The sequence below is a fragment of the Actinacidiphila guanduensis genome (assembly GCF_900103985.1).
Classification (GTDB): Bacteria; Actinomycetota; Actinomycetes; order Streptomycetales; family Streptomycetaceae; genus Actinacidiphila; species Actinacidiphila guanduensis.
The window spans coordinates 15,530-35,917 of sequence record NZ_FNIE01000024.1; the positions used below are offsets into that span (position 1 = coordinate 15,530).

17 protein-coding genes and 1 pseudogene are annotated in these 20,388 nt (G+C 73.9%); 4 read left to right on the forward strand and 14 right to left on the reverse strand.

Going from position 1 to position 20,388, the window contains the following annotated elements:
• Nucleotides 1-127 precede the first annotated feature (127 nt).
• Nucleotides 128-316 (reverse strand): hypothetical protein, encoded by a 189-nt coding sequence (locus BLR33_RS34875; protein ID WP_143031796.1) that lies wholly within the window; start codon nucleotides 314-316, stop codon nucleotides 128-130.
• Nucleotides 317-487: 171 nt separating this feature from the next.
• Nucleotides 488-1,525, reverse strand: a complete 1,038-nt coding sequence (locus BLR33_RS32360) for a zinc-dependent alcohol dehydrogenase family protein (RefSeq protein WP_093788288.1) — start codon at nucleotides 1,523-1,525, stop codon at nucleotides 488-490.
• Nucleotides 1,526-1,643: 118 nt separating this feature from the next.
• Here BLR33_RS32360 and BLR33_RS32365 point away from each other — a divergent pair, with 118 nt between their 5' ends.
• The 3 genes from BLR33_RS32365 (at nucleotide 1,644) to BLR33_RS32375 (ending at nucleotide 4,697) form a co-directional block, all read left to right on the forward strand.
• Entirely contained in the window at nucleotides 1,644-2,348 is a 705-nt protein-coding gene (locus BLR33_RS32365) for a TetR/AcrR family transcriptional regulator (protein WP_176930710.1), read from the forward strand.
• 125 nt (nucleotides 2,349-2,473) lie between these two features.
• The gene (locus tag BLR33_RS32370; protein WP_093788379.1) at nucleotides 2,474-2,971 is read left to right on the forward strand and encodes a MarR family winged helix-turn-helix transcriptional regulator; all 498 of its coding nucleotides are present in this window, start codon (nucleotides 2,474-2,476) and stop codon (nucleotides 2,969-2,971) included.
• A gap of 109 nt (nucleotides 2,972-3,080) precedes the next feature.
• On the forward strand, nucleotides 3,081-4,697 hold the full coding sequence (locus BLR33_RS32375; RefSeq protein ID WP_176930713.1) for an MFS transporter: 1,617 nt from the start codon (nucleotides 3,081-3,083) through the stop codon (nucleotides 4,695-4,697).
• 131 nt (nucleotides 4,698-4,828) lie between these two features.
• Here BLR33_RS32375 and BLR33_RS32380 read toward each other — a convergent pair whose 3' ends face one another.
• From BLR33_RS32380 to BLR33_RS32410, 7 genes are all read right to left on the reverse strand, one after another.
• Nucleotides 4,829-6,124, reverse strand: coding sequence for a beta-ketoacyl-[acyl-carrier-protein] synthase family protein (locus BLR33_RS32380; protein WP_093788292.1), 1,296 nt, complete (start codon nucleotides 6,122-6,124; stop codon nucleotides 4,829-4,831).
• Between the two features lie 197 nt (nucleotides 6,125-6,321).
• On the reverse strand, nucleotides 6,322-6,777 hold the full coding sequence (locus tag BLR33_RS32385; RefSeq protein ID WP_093788294.1) for an SRPBCC family protein: 456 nt from the start codon (nucleotides 6,775-6,777) through the stop codon (nucleotides 6,322-6,324).
• Nucleotides 6,764-10,753, reverse strand: coding sequence for a non-ribosomal peptide synthetase (locus BLR33_RS32390; RefSeq protein WP_245771815.1), 3,990 nt, complete (start codon nucleotides 10,751-10,753; stop codon nucleotides 6,764-6,766). Before BLR33_RS32390 ends, BLR33_RS32385 begins: the two co-directional genes overlap by 14 nt.
• Nucleotides 10,750-11,031 carry an acyl carrier protein gene (locus BLR33_RS32395; RefSeq protein ID WP_093788298.1) on the reverse strand — a complete coding sequence of 94 codons (282 nt, stop codon included), beginning with the start codon at nucleotides 11,029-11,031 and terminating at the stop codon, nucleotides 10,750-10,752. The genes BLR33_RS32390 and BLR33_RS32395 overlap by 4 nt, the downstream gene beginning before the upstream one ends.
• Nucleotides 11,032-11,202: 171 nt before the next feature.
• Nucleotides 11,203-13,071 carry an acyl-CoA dehydrogenase family protein gene (locus BLR33_RS32400; protein ID WP_093788300.1) on the reverse strand — a complete coding sequence of 623 codons (1,869 nt, stop codon included), beginning with the start codon at nucleotides 13,069-13,071 and terminating at the stop codon, nucleotides 11,203-11,205.
• 1,064 nt (nucleotides 13,072-14,135) lie between these two features.
• On the reverse strand, nucleotides 14,136-14,537 hold the full coding sequence (locus BLR33_RS32405; RefSeq protein ID WP_093788302.1) for a PIN domain-containing protein: 402 nt from the start codon (nucleotides 14,535-14,537) through the stop codon (nucleotides 14,136-14,138).
• Complete coding sequence (locus BLR33_RS32410; protein WP_093788304.1) at nucleotides 14,534-14,782, reverse strand: type II toxin-antitoxin system CcdA family antitoxin; 249 nt, start codon at nucleotides 14,780-14,782, stop codon at nucleotides 14,534-14,536. Before BLR33_RS32410 ends, BLR33_RS32405 begins: the two co-directional genes overlap by 4 nt.
• A 182-nt stretch (nucleotides 14,783-14,964) precedes the next feature.
• Here BLR33_RS32410 and BLR33_RS32415 point away from each other — a divergent pair, with 182 nt between their 5' ends.
• Nucleotides 14,965-15,417, forward strand: coding sequence for an SRPBCC family protein (locus tag BLR33_RS32415; protein ID WP_093788306.1), 453 nt, complete (start codon nucleotides 14,965-14,967; stop codon nucleotides 15,415-15,417).
• A gap of 177 nt (nucleotides 15,418-15,594) precedes the next feature.
• On the opposite strand, the gene BLR33_RS32420 is transcribed toward BLR33_RS32415, so the two are convergent.
• The 5 genes and pseudogenes from BLR33_RS32420 to BLR33_RS36540 form a co-directional block, all read right to left on the reverse strand.
• Complete coding sequence (locus BLR33_RS32420; protein ID WP_093788308.1) at nucleotides 15,595-16,305, reverse strand: glycosyltransferase family 2 protein; 711 nt, start codon at nucleotides 16,303-16,305, stop codon at nucleotides 15,595-15,597.
• On the reverse strand, nucleotides 16,302-16,934 hold the full coding sequence (locus BLR33_RS32425) for a class I SAM-dependent methyltransferase (protein WP_245771816.1): 633 nt from the start codon (nucleotides 16,932-16,934) through the stop codon (nucleotides 16,302-16,304). The genes BLR33_RS32420 and BLR33_RS32425 overlap by 4 nt, the downstream gene beginning before the upstream one ends.
• Entirely contained in the window at nucleotides 16,931-17,701 is a 771-nt protein-coding gene (locus BLR33_RS32430; RefSeq protein ID WP_093788310.1) for a PIG-L deacetylase family protein, read from the reverse strand. The genes BLR33_RS32425 and BLR33_RS32430 overlap by 4 nt, the downstream gene beginning before the upstream one ends.
• Entirely contained in the window at nucleotides 17,698-18,870 is a 1,173-nt protein-coding gene (locus tag BLR33_RS32435; protein ID WP_218136744.1) for an acyl-CoA dehydrogenase family protein, read from the reverse strand. Before BLR33_RS32435 ends, BLR33_RS32430 begins: the two co-directional genes overlap by 4 nt.
• Before the next feature lie 963 nt (nucleotides 18,871-19,833).
• A pseudogene (locus BLR33_RS36540) lies at nucleotides 19,834-20,373 on the reverse strand (DoxX family protein); the annotation flags it as partial.
• Between the last annotated feature and the right edge of the window lie 15 nt (nucleotides 20,374-20,388).

A 20,388-nucleotide genomic window follows, 5' to 3' on the forward strand; every position in this document is an offset into this window, starting at 1 on the left:
GCCTGGTGTGTTGCATTGCCGCCTGCGGCGGGGCCGCGCCGGTGGGGTACGCGGGGGCGCGGACGGCTGCGGCTTTCCGCTCGATGGGCCGGCCAAGCGCCGCGCAGCCCCTCCCGCAAGCCACCAGCTAGCGGACGCGGAAGAGTCGCCAGCTGCGCCACGTGGCGTATGCGAAGACCGGGACCGGCAGATATGCCACCAGGCGGCCGCCCGCGTGGGAGGCGGCGACCGCCGAGCCCACGGTCAGGAAGGCCGACACCACGCACACCGCGGCCAGTGCCCTCCTGCGCAGCGTCCGCGCCCGCCCCTTGCCCATGCCGAAGAGCCTAGTCGCTGCGCCGAGGCCAACTCACCGACCGCCAAGGGCCGTTCGCCGGTCAGGTGGCCCGTACGAGCCCGGCACACCCGGCTCAGAGGCGCCCGTGCGAAGGGCCACCGCGCCGACCCGCGCTCGCTCCCCGTACAACTCCGTTGCGGGCCGCACCCGTTACGGTCGCAGCAGCGTCTTGATCGCCCGTCGCTCGTCCATCGCCCGGTAGCCCTCGGCCACTTCCGACAGCGGCAGTTCCAGGTCGAAGACGCGGCCGGGGTCGATCGTGCCGGCGAAGACGCGGTCCACCAGGTCGGGGAGGAAGGCGCGCACGGGAGCCGGACCGCCGCGCAACGACACGTGGGAGTTGAAGAGTTCGGCGCCGTCGATCTCCACGCCGTGCGGCACGCCGACGAAGCCGATGCCACCGCCGGGGCGGGCCGACCGCAACGCCTGCCGCATCGACTCGGCTGTGCCGACGCATTCGAGCACCGCGTCCGCCCCGATCCCGCCGGTCAGCTCCTTGACCCGCTCGACGCCCGCCTCGCCGCGCTCCACGACGATGTCGGTGGCGCCGAAGGCGCGGGCCAGCTCCTGGCGCGACTCGTGCCGGCTCATCGCGATGATCCGGCCCCGCCCGCCGGAGCCCGCGCCCAACTCCCTGGCGGCGAGGACCGCGCACAGCCCGACCGCCCCGTCACCGACCACCACGACCGTGGAGCCGGGCACCACACCAGCGGCCACCGCCGCGTACCAGCCGGTGCCCATCACGTCCGAGCAGGCGAGCAGGCTCTTGAGCTGCCGCTCGTCGGGCGGCTGGGGTGCGGCGACGAGCGTGCCGTCGGCGAGCGGGACCCGGATGTACTCGGACTGGCAGCCCTGCGCGCCCATCGGCTGCCGCCGTACGCAGTTGGTCTGGTAGCCGTAGCGGCAGTTGGGGCAGGTGTTGTCCGAGGCGAAGAAGGAGCCGACGACGACCTGCCCGGGTCTGATCGCGGCGACCTCGGCGCCGACCTCCTCCACGACCCCGACGTACTCGTGCCCGATCGGCTGCGGCCCGGCGATCTCGTTGATCCCCCGGTACGGCCACAGGTCCGAGCCGCACACGCACGCGGCCAGCGTCCGGATCACGGCGTCCGTCGGCTCGACCACCGCCGGGTCGGCCCGTTCCTCGAACCGCACATCCCGAGCCGCGTGCAGCACGGCACCCCGCATGGCTCCCACCTCGCATTTCGGCAATCAGACGTCCCGACCCAACCTAGGCCCACCCCACCGCCCGCCGCGACCGCTGCCCACCCCGGGGGACAGGGACCGCCCTCACTACGCTGGTGCCATGGCCACCAGCAAGCGAGGCAACCCCGGCCGTGCCCCGGGGCGCGGGGGCGCCGGAGCGCTCAGTGTCGAGGCGCTCGTCGGCTCCGCGCTCGCCCTCGCCGACGCCGAGGGGCTGGACGCGCTGACGGTGCGGCGGATGGCGGCCGAGCACGGGGTCACGCCGATGGCGATGTACCACTACTTCGCCGACAAGGACGCGCTGCTGGGCGCCTTGGCCGAGCGGCTGCTGTCGCAGGTGCGGCTCGATGACGCGGGCGGTTCCTGGGAGGCGCGGCTGGAAGCGTTCTTCACGTCCTTCCTCGCCGTCCTCCGCCCGCACCCCGAGGTCGCGGCGCTGGTCCGCACCCGCATCCTGGACGGGCCGGCCGGCCTGGCCGTGGCCGAGCACGTCCTGGGGCTCCTGACCGCCGCCGGGCTCGACGCCGAGCAGACCGCCGAGGTCGGCACGTACGCGCTGAGCGCCCTGGTCACCCTCGTCACGGCCGCGCCCGGGCCGCCGGCGGCCACGGCGGACCGGGCCGGCCAGGTACGCCGCCGGCGCGCGCGGCTCTCCGCGCTGGACCCCGCGCGCTTCCCCCACGTGATCGCCGCCGCCGAACCGCTGGCCGACTGCCGCGACGAGGACGTCTACTTCGACCGCGGCCTCGCCCTCCTGCTCGGCGGCATCCGCGCCCTCCCCGGATCGGGCACCGGACAGCTCTGACACCGGCCCGCCGCACACCCCACCGGTCGGCCGGGCAGCCGGGCCGGGAACGGCGGTATCCCGAACGGCAAACATTGTTATCTTCGATGATGGGATTGCCGAACGAACTGACGAGGATGGTGTCGATGGTGTCCAACGATGCTGTGAGCCATGACGGGACCCCTGCGGCGCTGCGAGATGACTTCCTCCTCGCCGGCCGGACCGGGTTCCTCTTCCACCGCGCGGCGCTGCTGCTGGCCGAGGACGTCGAGCGGGCCCTGCTGACGGCCGGCATGCGCACCCGGTACTTCTTCGTCCTGGCTTCCCTGGCCGGCGGCCCCACGCTCTCGCAGCAGGACCTGAGCCGGCTGCTCAACCTCGACCCCACCACGGTCGTCACGGTGATCGACGAGATGGAGCACAACGGGCACGTGGAGCGGCGCCGCAGCGCCGCCGACCGGCGCCGGTACGAGCTGTTCCTCACCGACGACGGCCGCGAGACCCTCGCCAAGGCCGAACAGATCGCCTTCGACGCGGAGTCGGCCTACTTCTCCGGCCTCGGGGACGACGAGCGCACCGCCCTGGTGGCCACCCTCCGCCGGGTGCTGGAAGGCCGCTGGCCCGCCTCGGTCTGCACGACCTGACGGTGCGCGGCCGGTAGCCGCGCGTGCTCTCCTGCTCACGTTGACGGTCGGAAACCAAATCATCTAGATTTCTATCATCGATTTCGCGTAGAGATCTGGAGAGCCAGTCATGCACGCTGAACGCGTCCCCTCGCCCCTGCGATGGTGGACACTGGGCATCGTCGCGTTGGGCACGTTCATGCTCATGCTCGACCTGAGCGTCGTGTCCATCGCGCTGCCCCAGATCCACACCTCCCTGCACAGCAGCTTCAGCGACCTGCAGTGGGTGTTCGACGCCTACGCCCTGACCCTGGCGATCTTCCTGGTGGCGGCCGGCTCGACCGCGGACCGGGTCGGCCGCAAGAAGGTCTTCCAGGTCGGCTTCGGCATCTTCACCGCCGCCTCGCTCGCCTGCGGCCTCGCCGGTGACGCGGTCGCCCTCAGCTCCTTCCGCGCGGTCCAGGGCATCGGCGCCGCGATCATGTTCGCCGTCGGCCCGGCCCTGCTCGGCCACGAGTTCCACGGCAAGGAGCGGGCCACCGCCTTCACCGCGTTCGGTGCCGCGGTCGGCCTCGCGGTCGCCACCGGCCCCCTCATCGGCGGCGGCCTGACCAGCGCGCTCTCCTGGCGCTGGATCTTCTTCATCAACGTGCCGGTCGGCGTCATCGCCATGGCCATCGGCGCGCTGCGGGTCCGTGAGTCGTTCAACCCCCGCTCGCTCGGCACCGACTGGACCGGCCTGGTCACCTTCAGCGTCGCCCTCGGCGCCCTGGTGTTCGCCACGATCCGCGGCCCCGAGGAGGGCTGGACCAGCGCGACCATCCTGAGCCTGTACGCGGTGAGCGCGGTCTTCCTGGTCGTCTTCGCGCTCGTCGAGCGCCGGGTGGGCGAGAAGGCGATGATCGACCTCGCCTTCTTCCGCAACCCGACCTTCGTCGGCATCTCCCTGGTCGCCATGATCGGCAACGCCGGCGCGCTGCCCTCGGTGTTCTTCGAGACCAGCTACCTGGAGAACATGCTGCACGTGGACGCCTGGGGCGCCGGCTTGCGCTTCCTGCCGCTCACCTCGGCCATGTTCGTCGCCGGCGCCGTCGCCGGCGGCCTGATCGGCAAGGTGCCCTTCCGGGTGCTGCTCGGCTTCGCCACCGGCCTGCTCGCGGTCGGCCTGGTGCTGCTGCGCCTGACCCACCTGGACTCGACCTGGACCGCGCTGATCCCGAGCATGATCGTCAGCGGTATCGCCATGGGCGCCTTCAACCCGGCCCGCGCCGCCCTCGCGATCGGCGTCACCGAACCGTCCAAGGCGGGTGTCGCCTCTGGTATCAACGAGACGTTCCAGCAGGTCGGCATCGCGGTCGGCATCGCCGGTGTGGGCGCGCTCTTCCAGAACCGGGTGGCGCACGCCTTCACCTCCTCCGACGTCGGCCACCAGATGGGCCACGACGCGGCCTCCGGCGCGGCGAGCGGCATCAGCGCCGGCGGCATCGACGCGGTGGCCGCCAAGGCCGGGCCCGCGCACGACCAGGTGCTGCACGCCGCCCGCAGCGCGTTCCTGACCGGCTTCCACGACGCGATGCTGCTCTCCGCGATCCTCGCGGGCACCGCCGCGGTCGTCGCCTTCCTGCTGCTGCGCACGAAGGACCTGCACGCCAGCGCGCTGTCCACCATCCCGCCGGACGTGGACGACGAGGGCAACATCGTCCCCGACACCGAGGACGCCGTGGACAGGGCCGCCGCCCCGGCCTGATCGGCACCCGGCCCGCACGGGACGGACCGCACGCGGCAAGAGCACACAACTCGGCCTCCGGCAGACATCCTGCCGGAGGCCGAGTGCTGTGCGGCGCGCCCGTCGGGGAACGGCGGGAGCAGCGGAAGGCGTCAGCCGACCTCGGGCGGCGTCACGCCGCGGAAGGTCAGTGCCACGTTGTGGCCGCCGAAGCCGGCCGAGTTCTTCACCGCCACGATCTGCTCACCCACCAGCTTGCGGGGGGTGCCCTGCACCACGTCGAGTTCGATGCCGTCGTCGCAGCGCCGGAAGTTGCGGGTCGGCGGCACCACGCCGTGGTGGACGGCGAGCACCGTGGCGATCGACTCGATGGCACCGGAGCCGCCGAGGCTGTGGCCGATCAGCGACTTGTTGGCGGTCAGCGGCAGGCGCTTGGCGTGCTCGCCGAACACCTCCCGCACCGCCAGCCCCTCGGCCGCGTCCCCGGGGAGCGTGGCGGTGCCGTTGGCGTTGAAGTGCGCGACCTCCTCCGGGGCCACCCCGGCGTCGGCCAGCGACAGCCGTATCGCCTCGGCGTCCCCGACGCCCTGGGGGTCCGGCTGCACGACGTGGTAGGCGTCGGAGGAGATGCCGACCCCCGCCAACTCGGCGTAGACGCGCGCGCCCCGGGCCCTGGCGTGCTCCTCGGACTCCAGGATCACGATGCCCGAGCCCTCGCCGAGGACCATGCCGTCCCGGTCGGCGTCGAACGGGCTGGGCGCCGAGGTGGGGTCGTCAACCCGCTTGGACAGCGCCCGCATCGCGGCGAAGGCGCTCACCACCACCGGGTGCACCGGGGCCTCGGCGCCGCCGGCGACGACGATGTCGGCCAGGCCGCGGCGGATCAGGTCGGCGCCCGTGGCCAGCGCCTGGGTGCCGGACGAGCAGGCGTTGACGCTGGAGTGCACGCCGGAGCGGGCCCCGACCAGCAGGCTGACGGCGGCCGCCGGGCTGTTCGCCATGGACGTCGGCACGGCCAGCGGCGGGACGCGGTCCCAGCCCTTCTGCTTCAGCGTCTCCCAGACGTCGATGACGGCGCCCAGGTCGCCGGTCGCGGTGGACACGGACACGGCCACCCGCTCCCCGGACGTGTCGGTCCCCTCCAGGCCGGCGTCACGCCACGCCTCGGCGGCGGCGGTCACCGCGAACTGGGCGCAGCGGCCGAGCCGCCGGCGCTGCAGCGGCGCGAGGCCCGCGGCCGGGTCGACGGCGGCGGTGCCGGCGATCATGGGCGGCATGCCCTCCCACAGGTCGCCGTCGACCAGGCGGACGCCGCTCTCGCCGCGCAGCATGGCCTCCCATGTGGTGGTGACGTCACCGCCGAGCGCGGTGGTGGCGCCCAGGCCGGTGAGGACGACGGTGCGGCGCGGAGCGGGCACGGACGTGCCCTCGGTGGTTTCCGGATGCATGACTCACTTCCCGGTGTGATCTGGCGCGATGGTGGATGTCGACCCCCGTGTGACAACTCCCCACCGCCACCGCCCGCCCGGCGGGCGACTGCCGCCGGGCGGTGCGGTGTGCGGGGAAGCCGCGTGCCGCCGTCGCGTGCGCGCTTCGGCCGGACGGCGGACGGGGCGGTCGGGGCCCGCGCGGGCGGGCCCCGCGGTCATGCCAGGGCGGCTGCGCCCTGGGCGGCGAGTGTCCCGGCCAGCCGGCCGGAGTCCTTCTTGACCTGGCTGATCAGGAGCTTCTTCACCAGTGACAGCGGCATGACGCCGAAGTAGTCGCCCGGGTCGACCTCGAAGGTCCAGTGGACCGCCGTGGTGCCGTCGGGCTGCTCGCTGTAGCGGTAGGTGCCCAGGTAGCCGAAGGGGCCGTCCAGGGTCTTGAACCGGGAGAGCACGCCCGGTTCGTAGTCGAGGATCTCCACGGTGAACTGCATCTTCTTGCCCACCATGTGGAAGAGGATCTCGTACTGGCAGCCCGGTCGGGCCTCGCCGTTGAGCAGGCGGGTGGACTTGCAGGCGGTCTGCCAGTCGGGGTCCTTGGCCGGGTCCGACAGGAGGGCGAACGCCTCCTTCGGCGGAACCGGCAGCGTGAACTCGTGCTCAGCCCTGATCATCGTTCTGCTGTGCTCCCAGGTGCGGTGCGATCGCCTCGGCGGCGACCGCGGCGTGCGGCGGATACATCACGGAGTTGTGGTCGCCGGGGACCTCCAGGACCCGCAGGTCGCCCTCGACCAGCCGGTCCCAGCCCAGCGACGGCCCGTAGTCGACCGGCTCGTCCTTCGCCTTCAGCAGCAGCAGGTCCAGCTGCCGGGGCTCGGGGAGGTAGGTCTGCAGGGCGATGCCGTTGGCGAGGTACGCCTCGAAGTACCGCAGGATCTGCGCCCGGTCGGCGTCCTCGGCGAGCACGCCGATGGCGGCGGCGCGCTCCAGGATGTGGTCGAACGCGGCGTCGCCGCCGAGTTCGCGCAGATGGTCGGCCGGGATGTCGAGGGTCTTGCCGTACGGGACGGCCAGGTCCCGGGCGAACCACGACAGCAGTGTCGAGTCGTCCGCGGTCTCCGGGATGTTCTCCTCGATCGGGGCCCGGGAGTCGATCGCGACGTACAACTCGACCTCCTCGCCCGCGTCCTGGAGCAGGCCGGCGACCTCGTAGCCGATGACGCCGCCGAAGCACCAGCCGCCCAGCGCGTACGGGCCGGTCGGCTGCAGCTCGCGGATGTACTCCAGGTAGCGCTCGGCCATGCCCTCCACGCTGACCTCGGCCTCGCCGTCCGACTCGATGCCGGGTGCCTCGATGGCCAGGACCGGCCGGCCGGGCGGCAGGTGGCGGGTGAGCTCGACGTAGCAGAAGACGGTCCCGCCGAAGGGGTGGAAGAGGAAGAGCGGGTTGGCGCCCTCCTCGCCCTCGCGCAGCGTCACCACCGGGGTGCGGGCGTCGATCCGGCCGCCGCGGCGCACGAGGGTGGCGAGTTCGGCGATGGTGCCGTGGCGCAGCAGCTCCGACAGGGGCACCTCCACGTCCCACTCCTCGCGGATGGCCTTGGTGAGCCGGACCGCGAGCATCGAGTGGCCGCCGATGTCGAAGAAGTTGTCGTGGACGCCGACCTCGGGGATGCCCAGGATCTCCGTCCACATCCGCGCCAGCGTGATCTCGGTGGCGTCGCGGGGCTTCTCGAAGACCGCGTCCGAGACGACCGTCGGGGGCGGCAGCCGGTTGCGGTCGACCTTCTTGTTGGCGGTCAGCGGCAGTTCGTCGAGGATCGCCAGGGCGCCGGGCACCATGTACTGCGGCAACGACGCCGCCGCGGCCGCCTTGATCTGCGACACCTTCAGCTCGACGCCGGGGTCGGGCACGACGTAGCCGACCAGCCGTTCGTCGCGGACCACGACGACGGCGGTGGACACGCCCTCGACCGCCTGCAGGACGGCCTCGACCTCGGCCAACTCGATACGGTAGCCGCGGAGTTTGACCTGGTTGTCGAGCCGGCCGTGGTGCCGCAGCAGCCCGTCACCGGTCCAGCGGGCCCGGTCGCCGGTGCGGTACAGCCGGGTCTGCGGCGCGGCCGGCAGGCCGGTGACGAACCGCTCGCCGGTCAGCTCGGCCCGGTCCCAGTAGCCGAGCGCGAGACCCTCGCCGCCGATCCAGAGCTCGCCGGGGAAGCCCGGTTCGACCGCGCGGCCCTGCTCGTCCAGCACGTGCAGTCCGGTGTTCGCCAGCGGCCGGCCGATGTCGATCCGGCGGGCGGGCTGCACCAGGCCGGCGGTGGACCAGATGGTGGTCTCCGTCGGCCCGTAGACGTTGCGGACGCTTGCCGACACGTAGACCAGGAACTCCGCGAGTTCCTGCGGCAGTTCCTCGCCGCCGCACAGGATGTTGAGGTCCTCGGCGCCCTTCCAGCCGGCCTCGCGCAGCATGCGCCACGAGGTGGGCGTGGCCTGCATCCAGGTGGCACCCGACTCCGCGACGCGCACGGCGAGCGCGGCGCCGTCCGCGGCGGTCGCGCTGTCGCACACCAGCACCCGGCCGCCTGCCACCAGCGGCAGGAACAGCTCCAGGCCCGCGATGTCGAAGGAGATCGTGGTGACCGCGAGCAGGCTGTCGGCCGGGCCGAAGCCGGTCTCCTCCCGCATCGAGAGCAGCAGGTTGACCAGCGCGCGGTGCGGGATCGCGACGCCCTTGGGGCGGCCGGTGGAGCCGGAGGTGTAGAGCACGTAGGCGAGGTCGGCGACGGCCGCCGGGTCCTCTCGGGTGCGCTCCACCGGGGTGCTCGCGCCGGCGGCCAGGTCGTCCAGACGCAGCACGGGCAGACCCGTAATCCACCGCTCCCGCAGGTCTCCTTGGGTGAGCAGCAGCGCGGCCCGGGAGTCCTCGGCCATGTACGTCAGCCGGTCGGCGGGCAGCTTCGGGTCGAGCGGCACGTACGCCGCGCCGGCCGCGAGCACACCGAGCAGCGCGGGCACCAGGCCGGTGCCGCGCTCGACCATCACCGCGACGCGGTCGCCCGCGGCCACGCCGGTGGCGCGCAGGGCGGTGGCGACCCGCTCGGCCTCCTCCAGCAGCCGGCCGTAGCTCCACTCCTCGCCGTCGGCCACCACGGCCGCGGCGTCCGGGGTGAGCAGGGCCTGGCGGCGGAAGAGGTCCGGCAGCCGCTCGTCCGGCAGTTCGCGGACGGGCCCGGTGCCCCACTCGGCGAGCAGCGCGCGCTGGCGCGCGTTGCCGCGGGTCAGGTCGCGCAGTTTCGCGTCCGGCTCGGCGACCATCGTCTCCAGCGTGGTGACGAAGGCGTCGGCCAGCTCGCGGGCGGTGGCGGGGCCGAAGACGTCCGTGCTGTAGCGCAGGACGCCGCCGTAGGCGCCGTCGCGCTCGGCGCCCATCTCGATCCACAGGTCGGCCTGGCCCTCCTGCTGCGGCACCGGGAAGGGGCGCACGACCGTGCCGGCGATCTCGACCGCGGTGCCCGAGCCGGGATCCAGGAGGAAGAAGTCGCCCATGTCGGTGAGGAAGGGCAGCCGGTCCCAGGCGAAGCCCGCCTGGTAGAGCGGGGTGCGGGCGGCGTCCCGCGGCGGGGCCAGCTCGCGCACCAGCCACGGGAACGGCAGCTCCTGGCCGCGCAGGGCGCCCAGGGCCCGCTCGCGGGTGGCCGCCAGCAGCTCCCGGTAGGTGCGCTCCTCGTCGACCTCGCCGCGCACCACCACGGTGTTGACGAAGTTGCCGAGGGCGTTGCGGTACTCGCGCTTCAGGCGGCCGGAGGTCGGCGTGCCGACCATCACCTCCGACTGCCCGCTGAGCCGGCTGAGCAGCACCAGGTAGGCGGAGAGCAGCACCATGTACGGCGTCGAGGCGGTCTCCCGCGCCAGGCGCCGCACGCCGTCGGTCACCTCGGCCGACAGGGCGAAGGGCGCCGAGCCGCCGTCGTACGACGGGGCCGGCGGGCGGGGGCGGTCGCCGTAGAGGTCCAGCGCGGGCGGCGCGCCGGCGAGCCGCTTGCGCTCGTCCTCCAGCAGCTGGGCGGCCCGCTCGGAGCGCAGGAACTCCTGCTGCTGCTCCGCGTAGGCGGCGAACGCGGTGCCGTCGAGCCGCACCGGCTCCTGCCCGGCGCCGCCGAGGCGGTCGCGGACCGCGCCGAGCAGCAGTGCGAGCGTCCAGAAGTCGAAGGCCGCGTGGTGCATCACCAGGGCCAGCACCCAGGTGTCCTCACCCGTGCGGTAGAGGTGCACGCGCCACAGCGGCGGCTCGGCGAGGTCGAAGGGGGCCCGGGTGTCGCGGCGGACGAGGTCGCGCAGCGCCTCGGGGTCGGTGCCCCGGGCGTCGGTGTGGCGCACGTCCACGGCGACGTCGTCGCCCACGACGGTGACCGGGCCGTCGGCGCCGGGGCGGAACGCGACGCGCAGGGCCTCGTGCTCCGCGGTCAGCTCGTCGAGGATCTTCAGCACCTGGCCGCCGACCGCAGGGTCGCCGGTCGCCTCGGCGGCGAAGACGATGTGGTAGGCAGAGCAGTCGGGGTCGGTCTGGTGGATGAACCACAGACCGGACTGCTGCGCGTTGGCGGGCAGCACACGCTGCGCCGTTGCCGTGCTCAGGGGAGTCACACCTCCTCCGCGACCGGCTGCTGCTGAATGAGGGCCCACAGGGCGTCGGCGAGGGAGTCCACGGTGGGGTGGTCCCACAGCAGGTCCACCGGCAGGTCCTTCAGCCCGCAGGTGTCCTCGATCTCCATGCCGACGGACAGCGCGGCCATCGAGTCGAGCCCGTAGGAGGTGAAGGGCTCGTCGGTGGCGACGGTGTCCGCGGGGACACCTGCCTCCACGGCTATCGCCTCCACCAGCATGGCGCGGACCTCGTCGATGGTCTGGACGGTTGTGCTCATGATGATCAGGACCTTTCTGACCCGGCGTCCGACCGCGCCGCGACGAGGGCGGCCGGTATCCGTCGGGACGTGTGTCGTCAGGTGGTGTCGTCAGGTGGTGTTCTCGGGTGGGATGGCCGGTGTGCGGGCACCGCGGGACGGCCCCGTGTGCCCGCGGCACCGGACGGGCGGTCAGCCGGCGGGTACGGGTGCGGGCCCGCTCGCCTCCACGGCGCCGGGCGCGGCCTGGCGCACGCGGCGGACGGAGAAGTACTCGCCGTTCGTCCGCTGGCGGTTCATCTGCTCGAACAGGCGGTGCGCGGTGGCGGGTTCGAGGTCGCCCACCTCGTACTCGTGGACCTGGCGGCGGGCGAGCGCGGCCTGCAGCCACTCGCCGTCGGCGAAGAAGCCGCCGAGCCGGTCCCGGTTGTGCAGCCACACGCCCAGCGCGGAGACCTTGGCGTGCAGCGCGCAGACCTCCTCGGCCAGCCGCATCAGCTGCGGAGGGGTGGTCTTCCCCGAGGCGAGCGGAATCTGCGCCTGCGCGGCGCTCCACTGGCGGGCCTCGCCCAGCCGCTCGAAGACGCCGTCCAGCTCCGCGGCCAGTTCGGCGGCCTGCTTCCGCAGGATCGCCAGCCGCTCCTCGCCGCAGCCCTCGCTCGGCGCCAGGTCGTCCAGCATCGAGGCGAGCCCGGGCAGGCTGGCGAACACGGCGTCGCGGCCGCGGCCGAAGACCGTGACCCGCTCGGGCCGGAACTCCGGCAGCGGGGCCTGGAGGTCGTACAGCGCGCTCCAGTCCTCCTCGCGCTCCTGGCGCCGGGCCTTGGCCATGGCGGACAGCTGCAGGGCGATGCTGTCCAGGCACACCGGCTCGCTGCCGTCGAAGACCGAGACGATCGAGCCGTCGCGCAGCATCTTCTGGAAGATGCCGGCGTGCTCCTCGGCCCGCATGTAGTAGCGGGCGCCGAGGACCTTGGAGAGGACCTTGCCGTTGAAGTCCACCAGGCGGGCGACCTGCACCTTGGCGAGGTTGGCCCAGATGCTGAACTCCTCGGTGTACAGGTGCAGTCCGCGGACGCCGACCAGGGCCTCGCAGTCCGCCACGAGCATGCTCAGGTAGGAGTTGGCCAGCAGCTCGGCGACGTAGGGGATCTCGGCGGCCGGGCCGTCGTACAGGTGCCGCTCGGACAGGAAGGAGGCGGCCGTCCGCAGCATGGTGTCGCCGGTGCCCAGCGACAGGCCGGTGCAGAAGGTGCGGGTGATCAGCAGGCCGCGCAGGGCCAGTTCGAGCCCTTCGCCCTCCTCGCCGATCCGCGTGGTGGCGGGCACCCGCGCGTCGTCGAAGCCGATGCCGCTGATGTCGCAGCCGCGCAGGCCGTAGGTGGGCACGCGGTCCAGGCCGCGCACGCCGCCGGATTCGACCTCGGCGCGGTCCAGCAGGAACAGCGACTGCCGGCGCTTGGCTGGGGTGTCCTCGTCGCCGGTGCGGCCGATGATCACGACGTGGGTGGAGGTGCGGCCGCGGTTGATGGGCCACTTCTCCCCGTTGAGGACGTAACCGCCGCCGTCCGGGGTCGCCAGGAAGTCGTTGGCCGCCAGGTCGGCGCCGTGCGCGGTCTCGGAGTAGGCCAGGCACGGGATGACTCCGCCGCGCAGCACGGCCGCGGCGTTCTTCTCCTGCTGCTCGGGGCTGCCGCCGATCCAGGCGAGCATCATCCACAGCTGGGTGCTCTCGCTGACGGCCACGTTCATGTCCCTGCGTGCCACCGCGCGGGCGAGCATGAACAGCTCCTCGGCGCTGCGCAGCCGGCCGCCGAGCCGCGCGGGCACGAAGAAGTGGCCGAAGCCGAAGGCGCGCAGCCGGTCGATGCCGTCCTGCGGGAGTTCGTCGCGGTCGTCGAGTGCGAGTCCGCGGGAGAAGGAGACGGCGTTGCCGGGCACGGCAGGGTCGCCGAGCCAGTCCTCCAGTTCCTCGGTCACGGCGACGGCGTCGACAATGGACCGTAACGGCGTCCCGGGGGTGTCCGTCTCATTGTTCGGCGAGAAATGGGCATCGGTCATGGGCGTTTTCCCCTTTCCTGTGCGGTTTCCGGGCAGCGTCGGGCAACCGAGCAGCCCCGGAATTGCAGCGCGAATCAACCGGACCGCGGCGGTCGGCGAAAGGCACGCCGGCATACCGCGTCCGGCTCGCGAAATGGGCGCGCCGAAGGCAGCCGATATCGGCTCCGGATGGCGCGCATGCGTCAGTCGGACCGTGTCGTGTTGTCTTCTTTATCGCGGCACCGCGCACCTACCGGTGCAGGTCTCCGTCAGCCGGTGAAGGCACGGCACACGGAAGCACGCCGACGCGACGGAAGGCACCCGGCCTGAGGCCGGGGCAGGTCGGCGGTGCGTAGGTCGATCCGCGGTGTGTCGTTGTTGTACTGCCGGTCTTCCACGTGCACTCCTTCGGGTCTCACGCTCCCCGTGACCCGTCTCCTGAGCTTGCATGGCAAAGCCGGTGGCGGCACGGACCCCTGTCCGGCCTCTCCCCGTTCGAGCCCTATCTTTCCACTAGACGTGAAGCTCGCGCCAATGGTTCTCCCTACATCCAGGTGAATTCTCGCGCGTATCGCGGCGCACACGAGCCCGGCTACCGCCGGTAAGGCGGCCGCGCCGCCGTGAACTGGGGCTTCCCGGACGGCACGATGGCCAACAATCGGCAATTGATGTGACGAGCATCACCCACCATCCCGCACTCCTTTACAGGCCCGCCATAGCACCCGAGCAACGTTGCCCCGCGTATGCATCCCTCCACCACCAAGAGGAATTAACCATTCCGGACCGGGTGGTGCGGGGAAATTCGCCCCGCCGTGCACATACAGACTGTCACCTGTGCACAGATGTGCCCCTGCGGCGAGGGATGCCCGATGGGACGTCAGGGACGATTCGGGCCGGTACGGCCTCCTCGGGCGAAAGGGGCGGTTCGGTGCCGAACGCGGCGACGGGGACGCGGGCGGGAGGGCGGCTCGGCGGCGGAATGCGGCAGCGGAGCCCTCATCCTCCACGACAAGGGCGAGAGGACGGCCGGATCAGCGCGCGGCCCGCCGAAACCTGCTGCTCGTGGACTCTCCGCCCGGCTCGGGTCAGAGGCCGATGAGCCCGACCCGGTTGCCGCACAAGCGGCCCATGTCGTCGATGTCCGAGGTCAGCAGGACGACAGGGCCGGCCTGCCGTAGGGCGGCCTCCGCGACGGTCGCGTCGATGGCGTACTTGTGACCGTGGAGGCCGGCTGCCTTGAGCAGTCGCGCCGCCTCCTCGGCGGTCTGCTCGGTGACCGGCTCCACCTTGGTCCGGGACAGGATCCACTGGAGCCGCGGCATGTTCACCCGGGAGTGGCTGACTTCCACGACGGTGTTCGCGCTGATGACGAGATCCGCGCCCATCTCGTGGAACACCTGCAGCAGACCGAGGACCTTCCGGTCCTGGGCGACCCAGGCGGACAGACCCTCGCTGTCCAGAACCACGGATTCGACGTGCTGACTCACGCGGCGCTCGCGCCGTCGCCGGGTTTCGTCGCCCCCGCGACACGCGCCCTGGCTTCGGCCAGTTCCTCTTCGGTGAAGGAGCCGTGCTCGTCCTCGTAGCTCCGCAGGTCGGCCCCGAGCAAGTGGTGCCGGATCTGTCGGGCGACCGCTTCGGCCACATAACCGGAGACGTTGTCGGTGAGCGTTTTCAGCTCCGCCACCTGCTCGGACGGCAGCGTGACCGTGATCCGGGTCGTTTCAGCCATGCAGCAAGCATACCGCGGTATGCGTGCAGCGGCCTTCCCCTCGATCCTGTCGAGCGCCGGCTGCGCCCTCTTGCGGGCAGGGGGCCGGGCACCCGGACGCGGACCGAGGGTGGCGAGGTGTACGGGAGCGGGGGCCGGGCAGCCGGAACAGCAAGTCGAGGGACAGACAAGGAGAATCGCTCATGTCGATGATCGAGGAATCCGTCGAGGTCGAGGTCCCGGTGCGCTCGGCGTACGACCAGTGGACGCAGTTCGAGGAGTACCCGTCGTTCATGGACGGCGTGGAGCGGATCGAGCAGCGCACGCCGACGCTGACGCACTGGTGGACGTCGGTGGACGGGGTGACCCGGGAGTTCGACGCCAAGATCACCGAGCAGATCCCGGACGAGCGGGTGGCGTGGACCACCGTCGGCGGCGAGGTCCGTCAGGCGGGGGTGGTCACCTTCCACCGGCTGGACGACCGGCACACCCGGATCATGCTCCAACTGGAGCACGACCCGCAGGGGTTCACGGACACCGTCGGCGACAAGCTCGGTTTCGTCCGCCGGCAGGCGAAGGGCGACCTGCAGCGGTTCAAGACGTTCATCGAGAACCGCGGCGGCACGCAGACGGGTGCCTGGCGCGGCCAGGTCTGACGGTCCGTCATCCCGCCCGTACGACACGGCCCCCGGCCCGGCTCACCGCCGGCCGGGGGCCGTCGTCCGTCGCCCGCCCCGCACGTCCCGGCGCGTGCCGTACGGCTCCGGAACGACGCGCGAGGGCGCACAACCGGGTCCGGCCGGGGGGAAGTGGGTGAAGCCGGGTGAGCCGCGTCAGGGCGCTGGTGCGCGCGCGGCCAGTCCCGCGAGGTGGTCGGCGAAGCCTCCGACGGCGCGGCCGCGCAGCCGCGCCGAGGTGGTGACGGGTGCGGCGGCCGTCCGCAGCACCCGGTGGCCGGCCCGTTCCAGCGCGGCGACCAGTGCGTGGTCCTCGCCCGTCGCCAGGGGCGGGAAGCCGCCGACGGCCCGGTAGGCGGGTGCGGCGACTCCGAGGCTGGCGCCGTGCACGTGCCGGTGGTGCCAGGCCGTGCCGTCGCCGGGCCGTCCGGCCTCGTACAGCGCCTGGTGGCGCAGCTCCAGCGGGCTGCCGCCGGGCACGGCGACGGTGCCGACGAGGGCGTCCCACCCGTCGGCGGCGGCCTCGGCGTGCTGGGCGAGCCACTGCGGGGGGACGGTGCTGTCGGCGTCGGTGGAGGCGAGCCAGGTCTCGTGCTCGGCGCCCGCGAGCAGGGCGAGCGCGTGCCGGGCGCCGGCGGCCCGCGCCCGGCCGGGGTTGCGGAAGCGTCCGCGGACCACCACCGCCCCGGCCCGCTCGGCGATCGCCGCGGTGCCGTCCCGGCAGGAGTCGGCGACGACGACCGTGAGCACCCGCACGTCCCGGACACGGGGGTGGGCCGCCGCGGCGGCGAGCGCCCGCAGAGCGGCGGGCAGCAGTTGCGCCTCGTCGCGCGCGGGGACGACGACGGCGAGGTGGCGCACCCTCACACCAGTCCCTCCCGCTCGGCGGGGGTGGGGGCCCGGCCGGCGCCGGGCAGGGCGCGGGTGTGCACCTGGAGGACGAAGTCGTCCTCGCGGTGGTCGGCGAGCAGGTGCAGCCAGGGCAGGGCGGCCAGGCGCGCGGCGATGTCCGTGCCGGTGCGCAGGTGGTCGGGGACGGGGTGGTTCCAGTGGACGGTCACCAGGGTGCCGCCGCCTTCCAGTGAGGCCCGCACGCGCTCCAGCAGCTCGTCCATGGTGTCGTCGGCGAGGTAGTAGAGCAGTTCGGAGAGCACGACGAGGTCGAAGGCGCCGCCCGGCCACTCCCGCGGGACGGTGAGCCGGCGGACCGTCACCCCGGGCAGGTCCGCCGTGCGGCGGCGGGCGGTGAGGACGGCGGACCCCACCCGGTCGGCGGCGAGCAGGCTGTCGCAGCGACCGGCCAGCCGCCGCGTCAACTCGCCGACCGAGCAGGCCGGTTCGAAGGCGCGGCGGTAGCGCGGCTGCGGGAGGGCCGCCACCGTGAGGTCGTACTTGCGGCGCTCGTACCAGCGCTCGGCGAGGTGCCAGGGGTCCTCGGTGCCGGCGTACATGTCCTCGAAGTAGGCGTCGGGCGTGCCGGGGCGGGCGGCGCTCATCCGAACACCACCTCGAACGGGCGCAGGTGGTGGGCCAGTTCGTCGGGCGGGAGGACGGCGCGGTCGGCCGGGCCGGGCCCGAGCGGCCGGATCTGGGTGACGAACCGCCCGACGGCTGCGCGCTTGCGGGCCAGCTCGGCGGGGTCGAGCCGGACGGCGGACGCGGCCTCCCACGGCACCCGCGGGTCGCCGGGCCGGGCCCAGTGCCACGTCCACACCGGGTACATCAGGCACCGGACGTGTTCCTGCGCGGCGGCGACGAGCGCGGCGCGGCCGACCGCCTCGTGGTCCGCGTGCACGTCCCCCGTCCAGGGCGCGAGGCACAGGGCGGCGCCCGCGAATGACTCGCGCAGCGCGGCGGCCACGTCCTGCTGGTGCCGGGCGACCTGGGTGTCGGGGACGCGCAGCCGCCGCACCTCGGCGTCCGGCGCGCCCAGCTCGGCCAGGGCCGCGCGCAGTTCCTCGGCGCGCAGGGCGGCCAGCCGGGCGGGGCCGACCGCCGTGCTGCCCGGGTGGGAGCCCTCGCCGTCGGTGACGGAGACGACGGTGACGCGCAGCCCGGCCGCGGCGAGCCGGGCCAGGGTGCCGCCCAGGCCGAGCACCTCGTCGTCCGGGTGGGCGGCGGCCACCACGACCCGGCCGGCGGCGGGCAGGCGCAGGTCGGGCAGGCGGTCCCAGCCGTCCCACGCCTGCCACTCCCACTCGTCGGTGCCGGGTGCCTGGATGGGGTCGGCGTACACGGGCGCGGTGCCGGGCCGGCCGCTCAAGACGGCTGTCCGGTGGTGACGAGGCGGCCGAGCTCGGCGAGGTTGCGCTCGGCGTGGTGCTGGCGGACGTAGACCTCCAGGTCGGCGACGGTGCGGGCGTGCCGGGGGTCGTGGCACAGCGGTCCGGCGCCGGTGGCGCGCCCGACGTGGGTGAGGACGTCCGCGCAGGCCGCCTCGACGACGGCCCGGGTGCGCAGGCTGCGCAGGCGGGCGGTGGCCTCGGTGTCGGCGGGGTCGGCGTCGATGCCGTCGGCGGCCTCGGCAAGGGCCGCGCGGGCGGCGTGCAGCGCCACGTCGACAGCGCCGCGGTGGGCGTCGGTCAGCGGATCGGGCCCGCGCCCGGTGTCCTCCAGCAGGACGCGGGCCACGGCGCGGGCGCCGCCGTACCAGCAGGCCGCCACGCCGATGCCGCCGTGCTGGAAGCCGGGGCGGGTGAGGTAGGCGGCGACATCGCCGACGGGTTCGGCGGGCACGTTGTCGAACCGCACGTCAGGGCTGTCGCTGCCGGCCATGCCGATCGCCTGCCAGCTGTCCGCCACGGGACGGCAGCCGGAGCCGAGCCGGACGGCGAACAGCCGGCGGCCGTCGCTCGCGGTGGCGGTCACCAGGGCGTGGGTGAGGGTGTGCGCGCCCGAGCAGTACGCCTTGCGGCCGCTCAGGTGCCACCCGTCGCCGTCGCGCATGGCAAGGAGACCGGTGCCGGGCGGTTCGGCGGCCCAGACCCCCCACCGCTCCCCCGGCCGGACGGCAAGCCCGCCCAGTTCGGCGAGGATCGCGACGGCGTCCACGTGGCCCTCGAACAGCCGGGCGGCGCTCAGGTCCTCCTCGGCGACGGCGGAGAGCACGGCGAACCGCTCCCGCGTCCGTCCGATTCCAGGGAGGGGACACACCAGCTCACCGGTCTCCAGCCGCTCCACCAGGTCCCCGAACCGCCGCGCGGCGGCGAGGCCCTCGGGGGTGTCGGGGGTGTCGGGGGTGCCGGGGGTGCCGGGGGTGCCGGGGGTGCCGGGGGCGTCGGGGGCGTCGGGGGCGCTCGGGGTGCCGTCTTCCGCGCGGCCGGCGGGTTCACCAGGAGGGGCGGCGGGCCCTGTGGGCACGGCTGCGGGGCCGGTCGCGGGGAGCGGGACCTGCCCCACGGCGGGCTCCACGCCGACGGGTATGGGCCCCACGACCGGCTCCGGGCCAGCGGGTACGGGCCCCACGACCGGCTCCGCGCCAACGGGTACGTGCCCCGCAGCGGGCTCTGCGCCGGCGGGTACGGGCCCCGCGCCAGCGAGTACGGGCCCCACGACCGGCTCCGGGCCAGCGGGTACGGGCCCCGCGACGGGGTCCACGCCAACGGGTACGGGTCCCGCGCCAGCGGGTACGGGCCCTGCGGCGGGTGCGCTCGCGGAAGCCGGGGCGGTTCCGGGGCCTGCGGCGTCCGCATGTGCGGGACGGCCCTGCGGCCCCACGAACCAGCTCCCGCCCGACGGGGAGGCGGCGCCCCCGGGCACGGAGGGCTCTGCGGCGGGGGCGCCCGGTGCGCCGGGCGGGGGCGTGACGGCCGGGCCGGGCCGGGCGGCGTGGGTAGGCCAACCGTCAGGCTCGGACCGGTCGGCGGGCTCGGGCCGGGTGCCTGGCGCGGCGGGCTGGTGGGTCGGGGTCGGCATGCTGGGCTCTCTTCGTTGCGGGGTGGTGCAAGCGTTTCCGGGCGGGCACCCAAGGGGCAGGGGTGCTGCATCACAGCTGGTCGCCCGTCCTGGACGGCGCAAACGCCCGGCGGACGGATCGTCGCCGGGCTCACAGGGGACGTGGGGCAAGGGGCGGCCCGTCGCGGACCGCGTCCTGGGCGGCTCGCGACGGGACCGTTCGGGGGGATTCCAGAAGTTCGGGGGGCTGCGGGGGGCGGCTCGGGCCGTCCGGGAGGGGCGACTCGGGCGGGCTCAGTGCAGACGGCGCCGTACGGCGTCGGCCGCGTCCGTCACCCCGCCGGCAACCGTGTCCGCGACGGTGCCGGCGATGTCACCGGCACCGTGGGCGACGGTTCCGGCCGCCCCGCCGACCGTGTGAGCGACGGTTCCGGTGGCGCCCTGCACCGCGTGGGCGACCGTTCCCGTCACGTCGCGCACCGCGTGGGCGACATCGCCCGCCGCGCCGCCGAGCGCGTCCGTCACCCCGGAGGCCGCGCCGCCGAGCAGGTCGGCGGCCGAGTGGGCCCGGTGCGCGACAGTGTCGCCGGCGTGACCGGCCGCGCCGCGGGTGCGGTAGGCGAGGGAGGGCTTGCCGTGGGTGTCGGCGGCGGCCAGAAGGAGCCCGCCGAGCATGGACACGTTCTTGAGGAACTCCACCCGCTGGGCGGCCCGCCGCTCCGGGTCCTCCTCCTCCCAGAAGCGGTGGGCGGCGAGCGTGGTCGGCACCAGCGTCACGGCCAGCGCGAGCGACGCGAGCCGGGGCGCGCGCCCGAGCGCGAGCAGCACGCCCGCGCCCAGCTGGACGGCGCCGTTGATGCGGACGAGCTGCTCGGGGTTCTCCGGGAGCAGGGAGGTGCGCGGTGCGACCGTCGAGCTCACGGGCTCGACCACCGGCTTCGCGGCGGGCAGCAGGTGCGCGGGGTCGCGCACCTGCTCGTATCCGCCGCTCACGAACATCGAGGCCAGCAGGGGCCGGGCGATTCTGCGCAGGACAGCCATGTCCACCGGCTGCCC